The organism is Eubacterium sp. AF34-35BH (assembly GCF_003477765.1).
In the GTDB taxonomy this organism is placed as follows: domain Bacteria; phylum Bacillota; class Clostridia; order Lachnospirales; family Lachnospiraceae; genus Eubacterium_G.
In genome coordinates, this window is record NZ_QUDZ01000003.1 from 116,799 (window position 1) to 131,604 (window position 14,806).

At 33.5% G+C, this 14,806-nt stretch carries 14 protein-coding genes; 1 reads left to right on the forward strand and 13 read right to left on the reverse strand.

Going from position 1 to position 14,806, the window contains the following annotated elements:
• Positions 1–15: 15 nt before the first annotated feature.
• Positions 16–1,332, reverse strand: a complete 1,317-nt coding sequence (locus DWZ69_RS04175) for a replication-associated recombination protein A (RefSeq protein ID WP_117998901.1) — start codon at positions 1,330–1,332, stop codon at positions 16–18.
• A 353-nt stretch (positions 1,333–1,685) separates the two neighbouring features.
• On the opposite strand from DWZ69_RS04175, the gene DWZ69_RS04180 reads away from it, so the two are divergent.
• Positions 1,686–3,071 (forward strand): citrate/2-methylcitrate synthase, encoded by a 1,386-nt coding sequence (locus tag DWZ69_RS04180; protein WP_117998900.1) that lies wholly within the window; start codon positions 1,686–1,688, stop codon positions 3,069–3,071.
• 81 nt (positions 3,072–3,152) lie between these two features.
• On the opposite strand, the gene DWZ69_RS04185 is transcribed toward DWZ69_RS04180, so the two are convergent.
• The 12 genes from DWZ69_RS04185 to glmM form a co-directional block, all read right to left on the reverse strand.
• Positions 3,153–3,332: a DUF4250 domain-containing protein gene (locus DWZ69_RS04185; protein WP_117998899.1), complete on the reverse strand. Its 180-nt coding sequence runs from the start codon at positions 3,330–3,332 to the stop codon at positions 3,153–3,155.
• A gap of 18 nt (positions 3,333–3,350) precedes the next feature.
• Complete coding sequence (locus DWZ69_RS04190) at positions 3,351–3,746, reverse strand: hypothetical protein (RefSeq protein WP_117998898.1); 396 nt, start codon at positions 3,744–3,746, stop codon at positions 3,351–3,353.
• 60 nt (positions 3,747–3,806) lie between these two features.
• Positions 3,807–4,280: a small multi-drug export protein gene (locus DWZ69_RS04195; protein WP_117998897.1), complete on the reverse strand. Its 474-nt coding sequence runs from the start codon at positions 4,278–4,280 to the stop codon at positions 3,807–3,809.
• A gap of 69 nt (positions 4,281–4,349) precedes the next feature.
• The gene (locus DWZ69_RS04200; RefSeq protein WP_158561046.1) at positions 4,350–5,114 is read right to left on the reverse strand and encodes a polysaccharide deacetylase family protein; all 765 of its coding nucleotides are present in this window, start codon (positions 5,112–5,114) and stop codon (positions 4,350–4,352) included.
• A 61-nt stretch (positions 5,115–5,175) separates the two neighbouring features.
• Entirely contained in the window at positions 5,176–7,251 is a 2,076-nt protein-coding gene (locus DWZ69_RS04205) for a heavy metal translocating P-type ATPase (protein WP_243002561.1), read from the reverse strand.
• Between the two features lie 153 nt (positions 7,252–7,404).
• On the reverse strand, positions 7,405–7,788 hold the full coding sequence (locus tag DWZ69_RS04210) for a metalloregulator ArsR/SmtB family transcription factor (protein ID WP_117998895.1): 384 nt from the start codon (positions 7,786–7,788) through the stop codon (positions 7,405–7,407).
• A 310-nt stretch (positions 7,789–8,098) separates the two neighbouring features.
• Positions 8,099–10,675, reverse strand: coding sequence for an ATP-dependent chaperone ClpB (gene clpB, locus DWZ69_RS04215; protein WP_117998894.1), 2,577 nt, complete (start codon positions 10,673–10,675; stop codon positions 8,099–8,101).
• Positions 10,676–10,888: 213 nt separating this feature from the next.
• Entirely contained in the window at positions 10,889–11,089 is a 201-nt protein-coding gene (locus DWZ69_RS04220; protein ID WP_117998893.1) for a hypothetical protein, read from the reverse strand.
• A gap of 20 nt (positions 11,090–11,109) precedes the next feature.
• Positions 11,110–11,682 (reverse strand): manganese efflux pump MntP family protein, encoded by a 573-nt coding sequence (locus tag DWZ69_RS04225; protein WP_117998892.1) that lies wholly within the window; start codon positions 11,680–11,682, stop codon positions 11,110–11,112.
• Positions 11,683–11,703: 21 nt separating this feature from the next.
• Positions 11,704–12,759 (reverse strand): histidinol-phosphate transaminase, encoded by a 1,056-nt coding sequence (gene hisC / locus DWZ69_RS04230; RefSeq protein ID WP_117998891.1) that lies wholly within the window; start codon positions 12,757–12,759, stop codon positions 11,704–11,706.
• Positions 12,734–13,255 (reverse strand): VanZ family protein, encoded by a 522-nt coding sequence (locus tag DWZ69_RS04235; RefSeq protein ID WP_117998890.1) that lies wholly within the window; start codon positions 13,253–13,255, stop codon positions 12,734–12,736. Before DWZ69_RS04235 ends, hisC begins: the two co-directional genes overlap by 26 nt.
• A complete protein-coding gene (gene glmM / locus DWZ69_RS04240; protein WP_117998889.1) occupies positions 13,256–14,599 on the reverse strand; it encodes a phosphoglucosamine mutase in 1,344 nt (447 codons plus the stop codon). It abuts the gene before it with no gap.
• Between the last annotated feature and the right edge of the window lie 207 nt (positions 14,600–14,806).

A 14,806-nucleotide genomic window follows, 5' to 3' on the forward strand; every position in this document is an offset into this window, starting at 1 on the left:
AAATTACCTCAAAAATTATTTTCCTATTAGCTTAAAATACTCTTTTACTTCCTGCTCATATCCTAAATCACCGGGTTCATAAAATCTGGTTCCCACCAAACCATCAGGTAAATACTGCTGGTCCACATAATGATTTGGATAATCGTGAGCATATTTATAACCTATTCCATGTCCAAGTTTCGCTGAACCCTTATAATGTGCATCCATTAAATGAGTTGGCACCTTCTCTGTTGTTGTATTCTTAACAGTAGACATGGCACTAAAAATTGCATTGCATGCCGCATTGCTTTTTGGAGAAGTTGCCACGTAAATAACAGCTTCTGATAAAATAATCTGCGCTTCAGGCATACCCACTCTGTGAACTGCATCAGCCGCAGATGTTGCAACAACTAACGCCTGTGGATTGGCAAGTCCCACATCCTCTGCAGCACAAATCATAATTCTTCTTGCTATAAAATCAACACTTTCTCCTGCATAAAGCATTTTTGCCAGATAATACACTGCTGCGTCAGGATCAGAACCTCGCATACTTTTTATAAATGCAGAAATAGTATCGTAATGATTATCTCCACCTTTGTCATATCTAAGGGCTCTTTTTTGAATACACTGTTCTGCTACCTGCAGGGTTATGTGAATCTTTCCATCTTCACTTGGATCAGTTGTTAAAACTCCCAGTTCCACTGCATTAAGGGCAGTTCTTGCATCACCATTTGAAAGTTCTGCTAAGAAGCCTACTGCCTCATCGTCAATAATCGCATTGTACACACCCATACCTTTTTCTGCATCATTAACAGCTCTATATATAAGCGTTTTAATATTATCTGCCGTAAGTGGTTGTAGTTCAAAAATAATTGATCTTGATATTAAAGCTGTGTTTACTTCAAAATATGGATTTTCAGTTGTTGCACCTATTAAGATTACCGTTCCATCTTCTACAAAAGGTAACAGATAATCCTGCTGTCCCTTATTAAATCTGTGAATCTCATCTACAAAAAGAATTGTTTTCTTACCACTCATTGCCATGTTGTTTTTGGCTTTTTCAACAACTTCTTCCATATCTTTTTTCCCTGCTACAGTTGCATTAAGCTGTGTAAATTCTGCACTTGTAGTATTTGCAATTACTTTCGCCAATGTAGTTTTTCCCGTTCCCGGAGGGCCGTAAAAGATTACTGAACTTATCTTGTCAGCTTTAATTGCTCTATATAACAATTTGCCTTTGCCAATTATATGTTCCTGACCTACAACCTCTTCTAAAGTAGTCGGTCTTAATCTACTTGCCAAAGGTGATTCTTTTTCGCTATTTATATTTCTTGCATAGTCAAAAATATCCATATTTTGCCTCTTTTGTTCTAATTTTTTTAACTAAAATAATTACATTTTCAAAAGATTTCGTCTCTTGATTCTGCATAATCATTTATATTAGGGTATATAACCCCATATTCCTACATATTCTACCACATAAAAATAAGAATATGAAGAAATAATCTATATTTTTAACACTCATTGAGAAAAATGCTATTTTATGGTAAAATACTTAATTAAAGTGTTAAACTGTGAAAGTACAAATCTCATTACAGTTTATTTATTTAATTAACCTGCCATTTAATTTTATTTAGCAGATTAATTACTTTTATTAATTTTTACATAATTACATATTTTATTGTTACAGAGAGGAGGCACATTTTATGCCAAATATTCGTAAACATGTAGACGAAGAAAAATTAATGCCACAAATAAACAAATATGCTGACCGATGCATAACTAATTCATGTATTGACCCTGCTTTATATGACAAATACAACGTAAAAAGTGGTCTTCGTGAAAAAGGTGGTCAGGGTGTTCTTACAGGGCTAACAGAAATCGGTGATGTTCACTCATTTGATATTGTCGATGGTAAATCTGTTCCTTGTGAAGGTAGATTGTTTTATCGTGGAATTGATATAAATGATATTGTTAATGGTTTTATTAAAGAAGACCGTTTTGGATTTGAGGAAGTTACATATCTTCTTTTATTTGGCGAATTACCAACAGCCCGCAGATTAGAAAATTTTAATAAAGTAATTGCAGAATACAGAACATTGCCTGCTACTTTTGTTAGAGATATTATAATGAAAGCACCAAGTTCAGATATGATGAACCAATTGGCAAGATGTGTTTTATCTCTTTATTCATGGGATGACAATCCCGATGACACATCCATACCAAATGTTGTAAGACAGTGTATCAGTCTTATTTCAAGAGTTCCATTAATATCTGTTTACAGTTATCACGCAATGAGACATTATCATTATGGTGATGACTTGCATATTATTAATCCAGATCCAAATCTTTCGACAGCTGAAAATATTTTAAGACTGCTTAGACCAAACAGTACATACACAAAACTGGAAGCCAAAATATTAGATTTAGCTTTAGTATTACACGCTGAGCATGGTGGTGGTAACAATTCTACTTTCACTACTCACGTTGTATCTTCATCAGGTACTGATACATATTCAGCCATTGCTGCTTCTCTTGGTTCTTTAAAAGGTCCTAGACATGGTGGTGCTAACGTAAAGGTTAAGCGTATGTTTGACAACATGAAGGAAGCTGTTAATGATTGGAATGACGATGAAGAAATCAAGAAATATCTTCGTGGTATACTTGATAAGAGACTGTACGATAAGTCAGGTCTTATTTACGGTATTGGACATGCAGTTTACGCCATATCTGATCCTAGAGCAATTCTTCTTAAACAGTTTACAGAAAAGCTTGCTGTTGAAAAAGGTCGTACTGATGAATTAGCATTATACAAGAATGTTGAACGTCTTGCACCTGATGTAATTTCAAAAGCACATAAACGTAAAAAAGTTGTAAGTGCCAATGTAGACTTCTACAGCGGATTTGTATATTCAATGTTAGGCCTGCCTGATGAATTATATACACCTCTTTTTGCAGCTGCAAGAATGTCAGGTTGGAGTGCTCATAGAATTGAAGAAATCATTAATGCAGGTAAAATTATTCGTCCTGCATATAAGAATGTTGCTGAACCAACAAAATATGTTCCATTAAGCAAACGTAGAAAAAGCTAATTTTTCTTAATATTATAAGATATAAAAAAGTGGGTATTTATTACAGTCATTCGTAATAAATACCCACTTTTTATGTAATCTTTATTTAAACTGATTACTTTCCTCATTATATTCATATCCTATTGCTGATAATGCATTAACTATTTCATTCTTATCTGCATCTTTTGCGTTACAAAATTCATCAAGACTTAAATAAAAATCTCTAAGATTTGTATTAACTACGCTAAGCAGCATTACAGGATCCTTTGGTAACTGACTCATTATATTTCCTCCATATAATTAATGTTTAACACCCCAGATTAAATAACCTATAATAACACCAGCGGCAACACCAATAAGCAAATGAACTATTCTCATAATATCCATTTCCTTTGGGCCTTCCCTTTTGTCTGTTACTTTCTTCTGCTGTCTGTTAAATCTGACAATATCTATGGCAATAACAACACTTCCTACGAAAGCAATAATAAAAGTAAAGAATGTAACTACTATTGCCTGTATCATTCCAAAAGCTGCTATTAAAACAGATATTAAGGCAATTAATGCTGAAGGAACTGTAATTCCAAGAGCGATTTTCCCAACAATTCCAGGTGTATATTTTTCATAACCTGTTCTCATTGGGGAACCGTTCTTTTTGCCCTTATACATATAATCATAATTCATTTGTTTTTTGCTCATTATTTACTCCAATTTCCACGTTTGAAAACTTCAAACATTGTTGTAATCTCTATTCTTACGTTAAAATGCTACTGAAAAAGCTGTTACTCCCAATGCACTTAATGTTCCCATTATTACACCTGCAAGTAATACGCCTCCCATGCATGCAACAACACTTTTCTTAAAGTCCATGTCTAAAAAGCTTGCGGCTAATGTTCCTGTCCAGGCGCCTGTTCCCGGAAGTGGAATTCCTACAAAAAGAAGTAATGCCACATATAAACCTTTTCCTGCTTTTGACTTTAATTTCTCTCCACCACGTTCTCCTTTATCAAGACACCATGTGAAAAACTTTCCTATAAACTTCTTATCAGCCCCCCATATTAATACCTTTCTTGCAAAAAAGAAAATAAATGGTACCGGAAGCATGTTCCCTATTACACAGATTATGTAAGATGGAAGCATTGGCAAACCGAATACTGCTGCGTATGGTAGTGCCCCTCTCAACTCAACAATAGGTACCATTGATATTAAAAAAATTGTTAAATACTTGATCATACTATCCTCTTTTCTTATTTTTTTTACATCTATGACAGTATAACATCCGTGTATGTTTTTAACAATATTTTATTTGTTAATGTTCTTATTTTTTATTACTTTTACACTGTCTATTTTATCTATTGTAACAAATTCATAGCCCTTTTCCCGTAGATCATCAATTATAATAAACGCTGCATCCACTGAAGTTTTAAAAATATCATGTAGCAAAATCACGTCACCATCGGAGGTGTTTTTAATCACTCTGTTGGCAACTATATTGGCATTTTGGTCTTTCCAGTCTTCAGGATCCACACTCCATAACACAATTGACATATCTGTTTCATTCATTAGCCTTTTGTCCCAGTCTCCGTAAGGTGGTCTTATATATTCCGGCTTTTTTCCTGTTAAATCCTTAATAATGTCATTTGTTTTTTCTATTTCATCTTTTCCCTGAGCATAGTTTACCTTTTTCAAATCAATATGGGAATAGGTGTGATTACCAATTATATGCCCTTCTTTTGCCATTCTTTTAACAACTGCTTTGCTGTATTGTATTTCCTGACCAGTCAAAAAGAACGTAGCTTTAACGCCACGTTCTTTTAAACCATCTAAAAGTATTTTTGTGTAAACTGTGCTTGGTCCATCATCAAAAGTAATTGCTACTTTTGGTTTCGATATTTTTGAATCTGTTTTTTTGATACCATTGTTTTTAACTTTTGGTTGTTTTTTATAAGTTGTAGTTTCATTAAGCCTGTTGTTTTTTTCATTTAGATTATTAATGACCAAAACGCCCCAAAGAAAAACATTTAGCACAACTAATGCAAAAATTACTAATACATATACTTTTTTCATAAAAAACCTTCTGTACATATTATTATTTATCTTATGAACATTTCTTACAGAATATGTTTTTCTATTTTAATTTTCCTGCTCTCATTGCATTTAAAATAGCAACTACGCATACACCAACATCTGCGAAAACAGCTGCCCACATTGATGCAATACCAACTGCTGCAAGTATTAATACTAAAACTTTAACAGCTAAAGCAAATATAATGTTCTGTTTAGCAATGCCCATTGTCTTACGACCAATCTTAATTGCTTTGCCAATATTTTTAGGATTATCATCCATCAAAACAATGTCTGCTGCTTCAATTGCCGCGTCACTTCCCATTGCGCCCATGGCAATACCGATATCAGCTCTTGCAAGTACAGGAGCATCATTTACACCATCACCAACAAACGCTAAAACTCCACTTGTTTTAAGAAGTTCCTCAACATGTCTTACCTTATCTTCAGGAAGTAATTCTGAATAAACACTGTCGAGATTTAATTCCTTTGCTATTTTTTCAGCAATTTCTTTTCTGTCACCTGTAAGCATAACAGTGTTTTTCACACCTAATGACTTTAACTGCTTAATTGTTTCTAATGATGTTTCTTTTACTATATCTTCTATTACGGCATATCCTAAATACTGGTTATCAACAGCAACATAAACAATAGTTCCTATTTCTCCGGTTTTTTCATAAGGAATCTTGAACATATCCAACAATTTGCCATTGCCGGCTAAAATTTCACTACCGTCTAATTCTGCCTTAATTCCTCTACCATGAATTTCTTCAATCTTAATGTCTTTCTGTCTTGCCTGAATGCCGTCAAATACACTCTTGTCTTTCTTAATTAATTCATCCTTTAATGATTTTGCAATTGGATGATTAGAATACATTTCAGCAACAACTGCCATTTCAAGAAATTTCTTTTCATCTACATTGGCATTAATCTTACTTACTTTGAAAACACCCTTTGTTAATGTACCTGTCTTATCAAATACTACAGTGTCACATTTTGAGATTAACTCTAAATAGTTGCTTCCCTTAACTAAAACACCTTTTGTTGAAGCGGCTCCAATTCCTGCAAAGAAACTAAGTGGAACTGAAATAACCAACGCACAAGGACATGAAACTACTAAGAATGTAAGTGCTCTGTAAATCCATGGGCTCCATACACCGTAGAAATCAGTAATGTTTGAACCTGTTGTTGCCATTATAAGTGGTGGTGCAATTGCCAACACAACTGCTAAACCAACAACGATTGGTGTATAAATCTTTGCAAATCTTGTTATAAATCTTTCTGTTTTTGCCTTTTTGCTACTTGCATTTTCTACTAATTCAAGAATCTTTGAAACTGTTGATTCTCCAAATGCCTTAGTAACCTTGATTGTAAGAACACCGCTTACGCTTATTGAACCACTAATAACATCTTCCTGTAATCCTACTTCTCTTGGTAGGCTTTCTCCTGTAAGACTTGATGTATCAAGTGTTCCCTGACCTTCAATAATTACACCATCAAGAGGAACCTTTTCACCAGGTTTTACAATAATTGTATCTCCTACTTTTACCTTGTTAGGATCAACCTTTTCAATAGTTCCATCTTTCTTTAAGATGTTTGCATAATCAGGTCTGATATCCATTAATTCTGTAATAGAATCTCTTGACTTATCTACTGCATAATCCTGGAACAATTCACCAACCATGTAAAATAACATAACGGCACAGGCTTCAGGATATTCGCCAACAATAAATGCACCTAAACTTGCAACTGACATAAGGAACTGTTCATCTAATGCCTTGCCCTTAAATAAGTTCTTAATGGCGTTTAGAACAATGTCCTTTGCTGTAACCAAATAAATAAGTAAAAATACTATTAATTCAATATTTTCCATTGTTGTATCACTAAATGACTTAAATAGTCCCGGTATATGGAAAACCACAAAAGCCACAAGGAATACTGCAACTCCCGCTATTGTTTTATTTTTTTCAATTTCTACACCATCTTCACAGCAATCACATCCATGTCCATGACTGTGTCCATGTTCATGTCCGCAACAGCAGTCATCGTGGTCGTGATGATGTTCATGATTATGTCCATGTCCTGCAGTATCGTCATGATGCATCATTTTTCTGTTTTTTATATTTTCCTGCAATCTCATCTCTTTTCCTCCTACTATTATATGTATTGTTCCTTTCCTTTGATTATAGGCATTTCCTCGAAAACATTCTAAAAATAAACTTCGTTCATTTTGTTTCCTCCTAAAATAATACATATTGCCCTCCATTTGGGCAGTGGTATTTTTTAAGAATAACTATTCCATTACATGCTCTAATCCACCATTTAAAATTGATTGGATATGGTCGTCATCTAATGAGTAATATATAGTCTTTCCTTCTTTTCTGTACTTAACCAATCTCATCTGCTTTAAAATTCTTAGCTGATGAGATACAGCCGATTGAGTAAGTCCCAATCCCTGCCACAAATCACACACACATAATTCCTTGTTAGATAATGCGTATAGGATTTTAATTCTTGTTGAATCTGCAAACACCTTGAAAAATTCCGCCAAGTCACATAAAGTTCCTTCGTCAGGCATATTGTGATCTAAATGTTCTATATCTTCTGCATGTTTCTTATTACAACAATGTTCTATTTCATCTTTTACTTCGGCATCTAATTTGTCTTCTTTTTTCATATATCCTCCTTCCTTCTATAAACATATGAATGATTGTTCATATGTTTATAATACATATTTGTATTCTATCTGTCAATACATATTTTCTTATTACGCAAGAAAGAATATCGCTTACGAAATTCTACGAACCGAGTGCTTGTTGTCATACAACTATTTTCTTTTTGCATCAGGGTGCCTCCCTAGTGGAACATTTTTTATATAATAAGAAATTCCAAAGTAATTTCTTATTATATAAAAAAAGAGAAACACTCCTATTGCATTATTTCAGCAATATTAGAAATGTTTCTCTTTAATCTGATTCTCAATTGTTTTATTTAACTACTAATTTATCACCTTCCACGTCAAATACAATTGTATCTCCAAGGCTTACTTTTCCTTCAAGGATTACTTTTGCTGCTAATGTTTCAACATTCTTCTGTAAATATCTCTTTAAAGGTCTTGCTCCGTATACCGGATCATATCCGTTATCAGCAACGTACTTTTTAGCTTCCGGTGTCAGGCTAATCTTTAATTCTTTATCAGCTAAACGTTCATTTAAATTATTAATAATCAAATCAACAATTCCACCAATATTCTCCCTTGTAAGCGGTTTAAACATCACTATTTCATCTAGTCTATTTAAGAATTCAGGTCTGAAATGACCTCTCAAATCATTCATTACAAGTTCCTGATTTTCTTCTTTGATATTCCCCTGATCATCAATACCATCAAGCAAATATGGCGAACCAATGTTAGAAGTCATTATTAAAATTGTATTTTTGAAATCTACAGTTCTACCCTGTGAGTCTGTAATACGACCATCGTCTAAAACCTGCAAAAGTACATTAAATACATCAGGATGTGCTTTTTCAACCTCATCAAACAATACAACTGAATATGGTTTTCTTCTAACAGCTTCTGTCAACTGACCACCTTCATCGTATCCAACATATCCCGGAGGCGCTCCTATTAATCTTGACACACTGTATTTCTCCATATATTCACTCATATCTATTCTGACAATATTACTTTCATCATCAAACATGTTCTCAGCCAATGCTTTTGCAAGCTCTGTTTTACCAACACCAGTAGGTCCAAGGAATAAAAATGAACCAATTGGTTTTGTTGGATCTTTAATTCCTGCCTTAGAACGTATAATTGCCTCTGTAATTTTTGTTACAGCCTCGTCCTGACCTATAACTCTCTTGTGAAGCTGTTCGTCAAGATGTAATGTTTTATTTCGTTCTGTCTCTGTTAATTTTGCAACAGGTATGCCTGTCCAACGGGAAATAATTCTTGAAATCTCTTCATCAGTTACACTTTCCCTTACAAGTGACAAATCTTTATTTTTAACATTTGCTTCCTCTTCTTCTAACTGCTTCTGAAGTTCAGGTAAAGTACCGTATTGTAACTGAGCTGCCTTATCCAAATTATATTCGTTTTGAGCCATCTCAATCTCTTTTTTAACTGATTCGACTTTTTCTCTTAACTCCTGCAATCTGTTTACAGAGTTTTTCTCATTTTCCCATTTTGCCTTTTTGTTATTAAAGTCATCTCTTAACTCTGCAAGTTCTTTTTGAAGTTCTTCTAATCTTTCTTTGCTTAGATTATCAGTTTCTTTTTTAAGAGCAGCTTCCTCAATTTCTAACTGCATTACTTTGCGTCGCAATTCATCAACTTCTGTTGGCATTGAATCCATCTCAGTTTTAATAAGGGCACACGCCTCGTCTACTAAGTCAATTGCCTTATCAGGTAAAAATCTATCCGTAATGTATCTGTCAGATAAAGTTGCTGCACTAACTAAGGCACCATCAGTAATTTTTACACCATGGAAAACTTCATATCTTTCTTTTAATCCACGAAGAATTGAAATTGTGTCTTCAACTGTTGGTTCATTAACCATAACAGGTTGGAAACGTCTTTCCAAAGCTTTATCTTTTTCAATATACTGACGATATTCATCTAACGTTGTTGCTCCAATACAATGCAACTCACCTCTTGCAAGCATAGGTTTTAACATATTGCCTGCGTCCATTGCACCATCAGTTTTTCCTGCTCCTACTATTGTGTGAAGTTCATCAATAAATAAAATGATTTCTCCTTCACTATTTTTTACATCTTCAAGTACAGCTTTTAATCTTTCCTCAAACTCACCTCTATACTTTGCACCTGCAACTAAGGCACCCAAATCAAGAGCAAAAATCTTTTTGTCCTTTAAGCCGTCAGGAACATCACCTTTAACAATTCGCTGTGCCAAACCTTCAACTGCTGCTGTTTTACCAACACCGGGTTCACCAATAAGTACAGGATTGTTCTTTGTTTTTCTTGAAAGAATTCTGATTACATTTCTTATTTCAGAATCACGTCCAATTACAGGATCAAGTTTCTGATTTCTTGCTTTTTCAACTAAATCCTCGCCATACTTTGATAAAGCATCGTATGTGCCTTCAGGATTATCCGATGTAACTCTTACATTACCTCTTATCTGTTCCAAAACACCTAAGAATCTCTCTCTTGTAATTCCATATTCTCTAAAAATTTCCTTAACTTCTTTGTTTGGTTTCTTAATAAGCATTAAGAATAAATGTTCAACTGAAACATATTCATCACCCATTCTTTTTGCTTCATCTTCTGCATTAATCAATACATCATTTAAAGCCTGACTCATGTACATGTTTCCACCTTGAACTTTTGTACGTTTTTCAATCGCCTGCTCAATTCTATTTTTAAAGTGTTCAGGCTGAATTTCCATTTTTTCAATAAGTTTAAGTATTAAACTGTCTTCTAAATTAATCAACGCATATATTAAATGTTCCTGATCAATTTCCTGATTGCCATACTGGTTTGCTATCTTTTCAGTATTCTGTATGGCCTCAATTGATTTTTGTGTAAACTTACTTATGTTCATACAACCTACCTCCTCATATAATTATAAAATGTCTCCTCCCTTTGGTCAGTGGCATTCCATACTTATTATAGTCCATTTCTTGAACTATTTATTAATATACAACTTATTTTTTATAAATCATTATTCATAAATTTAATATTTTGTTACTTTTTTGTTATGCAAAAATGTCTGAACACACTTAGTATTCAGACATTCTTAACTTATGCTATTTATTTAATTTTTCCAGTCTTCACCCATTTCAGAATCTATTTTTTCAAAAATAATTTCCTTAATTACAGTATTTACCGGCTTACCTTTATGGTCGCAATATGCCTTAAGTCGACTATACTGGGGTATTTGCATATCAAGAGGTATTCTCTTTAATTTCTTCATGTATTTAAGAGTTGCTCTTTTACTTGCTTCTGTGTACGGCATATTTCCTCCTTAATTGTGTTTTATAAATAATGTTCTAATACAACCTTAACTCCTATAAGAATCAAAATTATACCACCTACTATTTCAGCTTTGGTTTTGTATTTGGAACCAAATATGTTTCCAATAAAAACTCCTATTATTGAAATAATAAAAGTTGTAATTCCTATTAATGTAACTGACAGCCAAATGGATAAGTGAAGTTGACTTCCCATTGTACCAAATGTTATTCCAACTGCCAACGCATCAATGCTTGTTGCAATAGCCAGTCCAAAAAGTTCCTTAATTCCTACAACCTGTTTTCCATCAGTTTCCTCTTCTTCATTTCCCACTGATTCTCTTATCATGTTTGCACCGATAATTGTTAAAAGTACAAATGTTACCCAATGACTATACGCATTAATGTATTCAACAAACTTTGAACTTAACACATAACCAATGGTGGGCATAATAGCCTGAAATATTCCAAAAAACCAAGCAATCATCAGGCACTGTTTTAGGTCTACAACTTTCATTTTAAGTCCTTTACATATAGACACTGCAAAGGCATCCATGGAAAGTCCTATTCCAATAAATAAGATATCAATAACTCCCATAACTTCTCCTGAATATATTTTTTATTTAACTATTTCTTCTAACGCCTTAAAAAGCCTGTCCATCTCGTCATCAGTTCCAATAGTTATTCTAAGATAATTATCTATACGTGGTTTATTAAAATATCTCACATATATTTTCTTTTCTTTTAATTTTTCAAAAATTGTTTTTGCACTAACATTTTTATGCTTTGCAAATATAAAATTCGCCTGAGAGTCAGCAAATTCAAAGCCCAAATCTGCTAATTTTTCCTTGGCATTTTCTCTTGTTTTTATAATCTTACCTACAATTTCCTTAAAATATTTATCATCCTTAATTGCAGCCACACCGGCAACAATGCTTGGCATGTTCATTGTATATGAATTGTAAGAGAATTTAACAGCTTTCATTGCACTTATTAAAGCTTCATTTCCAATTGCATAGCCTATTCTCATTCCTGCCATTGCTCTTGATTTTGAATATGTTCTAACTACAAGAAGATTATTATATTTGTTTACTAAATCAAGGGCTGTAACTTTGCCGAAATCAGCATAAGCTTCATCAACAATTACAACAACATCCTGATTATTTTTTATTATTTCTTCTATGGAATCTAAAGAGATTTCAATTGATGTTGGTGCATTTGGATTTGGGAAAATCACTCCACCATTTGGTTCGAAATAATCCTCAACTTTTATATTAAAGTTATCATCCAACTTCTTTGTTTCATATTTAATCTTAAACAAATCAGCCCACACATCATAAAAAGAATATGTAATATCTGGAAATAATATGGGTTTATCAGAATTAAAAAATGTAAGGAAAGCCATTCCTATTACATCATCTGAACCTACTCCAACGAAAACCTGATTGCTGTTTACATTGTAGTATTCTGCAATTGCATCTGCTAACTCTGTAGCATCAGGATCAGGATATAATCTTAATTTATCCTTGTTCATGTTTTCCAATGCTTCCACAACTTTAGGTGATGGTGGATAAGGACACTCATTTGTGTTCAACTTAATTACGTCATCAACCTTTGGCTGTTCTCCCGGTGTGTACGGTGTTACCTTTCTAACATTTTTTTCCCAAGCGTTCATCTTTCCTCCTAAATACCAGCCATGCAATTACCGTTATAAAAACTGTAGCTGTAAATCCTCCTAAAGTGTCAATAAATACATCCCTTACTCCAGGACTTCTTCCATCAACAAATCCCTGATGAAACTCATCAGTAGCCGCATATACCAATGAAATTGCTGTTGGTATTAATATAAATATTTTCTTTTTTATTTTTCTTATGGATTTAAATGTAAGTAAAAAACCTGACCATAAAAGTGATAATATTCCATATTCACCAAAATGCCCTGTCTTTCTCACAAAAAAACTAACCTTATTAAAATACTCCTGCTGCCTGTCCTTAGATAACATATTGCAGTCTTTTTTTATAAGTCTTATTATCTTAATTGTAATCCCATCACTATAAGACTGGGACTGTTGACCATTTGCAGCTGAAAAATCAAATATAATCATCATCCAGCAAACTATAAGAGCAATAAGAATAATTCTTACTGCCCATAGTGTTCTTTTCTTATTCATTTATACTGCATGACCTTTTTTCTTAATCACATCAATAATCTGGTCTACATACTTTTCTGCAAGTAAGTCTGATTTTGCTTCAACCATTACTCTGATAACAGGTTCTGTACCACTTTCTCTTAAAAGAATTCTTCCATCGTTACCAAGTGCCTCTGCAACCTTGTTTACTTCTGCCTGTACATCCTCATCTGCTCTTGCTTCAGGTTTGCTAATAACCTTAATATTCTTTAAGCACTGTGGGTAAATTGTAACAGGACTTGTAAGTTCTGACATTTTCTTCTTAGATGAAATCATAACTTCCATTAACTTAATTGAAGTTAAAATACCATCACCTGTTGTAGCATGTTTACTAAAAATAATGTGGCCTGACTGTTCTCCGCCAAGTCTGTAGTCATTATTTCTCATACATTCATATACATACTTGTCACCAACATCTGTCTTTTCATAATTAATTCCCACTGCATCAAATGCCTTATATAAACCAATGTTAGACATAATTGTTGTAACAACTGTGTTATTATCAAGTTCTCCGTTTTGTTTTAAATAAACTCCGGCAACATATAAAATCAAGTCCCCGTCAACTAAATTACCATTCTCATCTACACACAAACATCTGTCTGCATCACCATCATATGCAAAACCTACGTCTAAATGATTTTCCTTTACATATTTCTGTAAAACTTCAATATGTGTTGAACCACAATCCATATTAATGTTTGTTCCATTTGGCTCATTGTTAATTACATGAGTTTCTGCGCCTAATGCATCAAAAACACCTTTGGCAATTGATGATGCACTACCGTTAGAACAGTCAAGTCCAACCTTTATGTTTCTGTATGAATGTTTTGCAAGAGTCATTAAATACCCCATATATCTGTTTCTTCCCGCAAAGTAGTCAACTGTTCTACCAATCTTATCACCTGTTGCATATGGTATAGAATCGAAATCATCATCAAGATATTTTTCTACCTCATCAATAACTTCCTGTTCCATTTTTTCGCCCTTACCATTAATAAGTTTGATTCCGTTATCATAGAAAGGATTGTGACTTGCAGAAATCATAATTCCACAGTCGAAGTTTTCTGTCTTAACAACGTATGAAACACTAGGTGTTGTTGTTACGTGTAAAAGGTATACGTCGGCTCCTGTTGATGTTAAACCTGCTGATAAAGCATCTTCAAACATGTAACTGCTTCTTCTTGTATCTTTTCCAATGGCTACAGAACATTTATGAAATCTTCCATAGTACCATCCAATAAATCTTCCTACTTTAAATGCATGCATTGCTGTGAGGTTCACATTTGCTTCCCCTCTAAATCCATCTGTTCCAAAATATTTTCCCATTTGTAATTCCTCCATCAGAATTTTATCCTTTCAATTATATAATATTAACTATTTATTTACAATGTTTTGAATAGTTTTTATGACCATATATATTATTTTGTATTTTTATGTCGCTAAAAGTCGAAGAAAATTTTCCACAAATTTCACTTTAAATGCTATAATCTTGTAGAGGGTAATTACATATAACTTTTGGGGGAAGGTGATAGT

Bases quoted from the DNA above. Each gene is read 5' to 3' on its own strand.
- DWZ69_RS04175 (WP_117998901.1), bottom strand. From the start codon at position 1,332: ATGGATATTTTTGACTATGCAAGAAATATAAATAGCGAAAAAGAATCA.
- DWZ69_RS04180 (WP_117998900.1), top strand. From the start codon at position 1,686: ATGCCAAATATTCGTAAACATGTAGACGAAGAAAAATTAATGCCACAA.
- DWZ69_RS04185 (WP_117998899.1), bottom strand. From the start codon at position 3,332: ATGAGTCAGTTACCAAAGGATCCTGTAATGCTGCTTAGCGTAGTTAAT.
- DWZ69_RS04190 (WP_117998898.1), bottom strand. From the start codon at position 3,746: ATGAGCAAAAAACAAATGAATTATGATTATATGTATAAGGGCAAAAAG.
- DWZ69_RS04195 (WP_117998897.1), bottom strand. From the start codon at position 4,280: ATGATCAAGTATTTAACAATTTTTTTAATATCAATGGTACCTATTGTT.
- DWZ69_RS04200 (WP_158561046.1), bottom strand. From the start codon at position 5,114: ATGAAAAAAGTATATGTATTAGTAATTTTTGCATTAGTTGTGCTAAAT.
- DWZ69_RS04205 (WP_243002561.1), bottom strand. From the start codon at position 7,251: ATGAGATTGCAGGAAAATATAAAAAACAGAAAAATGATGCATCATGAC.
- DWZ69_RS04210 (WP_117998895.1), bottom strand. From the start codon at position 7,788: ATGAAAAAAGAAGACAAATTAGATGCCGAAGTAAAAGATGAAATAGAA.
- clpB (WP_117998894.1), bottom strand. From the start codon at position 10,675: ATGAACATAAGTAAGTTTACACAAAAATCAATTGAGGCCATACAGAAT.
- DWZ69_RS04220 (WP_117998893.1), bottom strand. From the start codon at position 11,089: ATGCCGTACACAGAAGCAAGTAAAAGAGCAACTCTTAAATACATGAAG.
- DWZ69_RS04225 (WP_117998892.1), bottom strand. From the start codon at position 11,682: ATGGGAGTTATTGATATCTTATTTATTGGAATAGGACTTTCCATGGAT.
- hisC (WP_117998891.1), bottom strand. From the start codon at position 12,759: ATGAACGCTTGGGAAAAAAATGTTAGAAAGGTAACACCGTACACACCG.
- DWZ69_RS04235 (WP_117998890.1), bottom strand. From the start codon at position 13,255: ATGAATAAGAAAAGAACACTATGGGCAGTAAGAATTATTCTTATTGCT.
- glmM (WP_117998889.1), bottom strand. From the start codon at position 14,599: ATGGGAAAATATTTTGGAACAGATGGATTTAGAGGGGAAGCAAATGTG.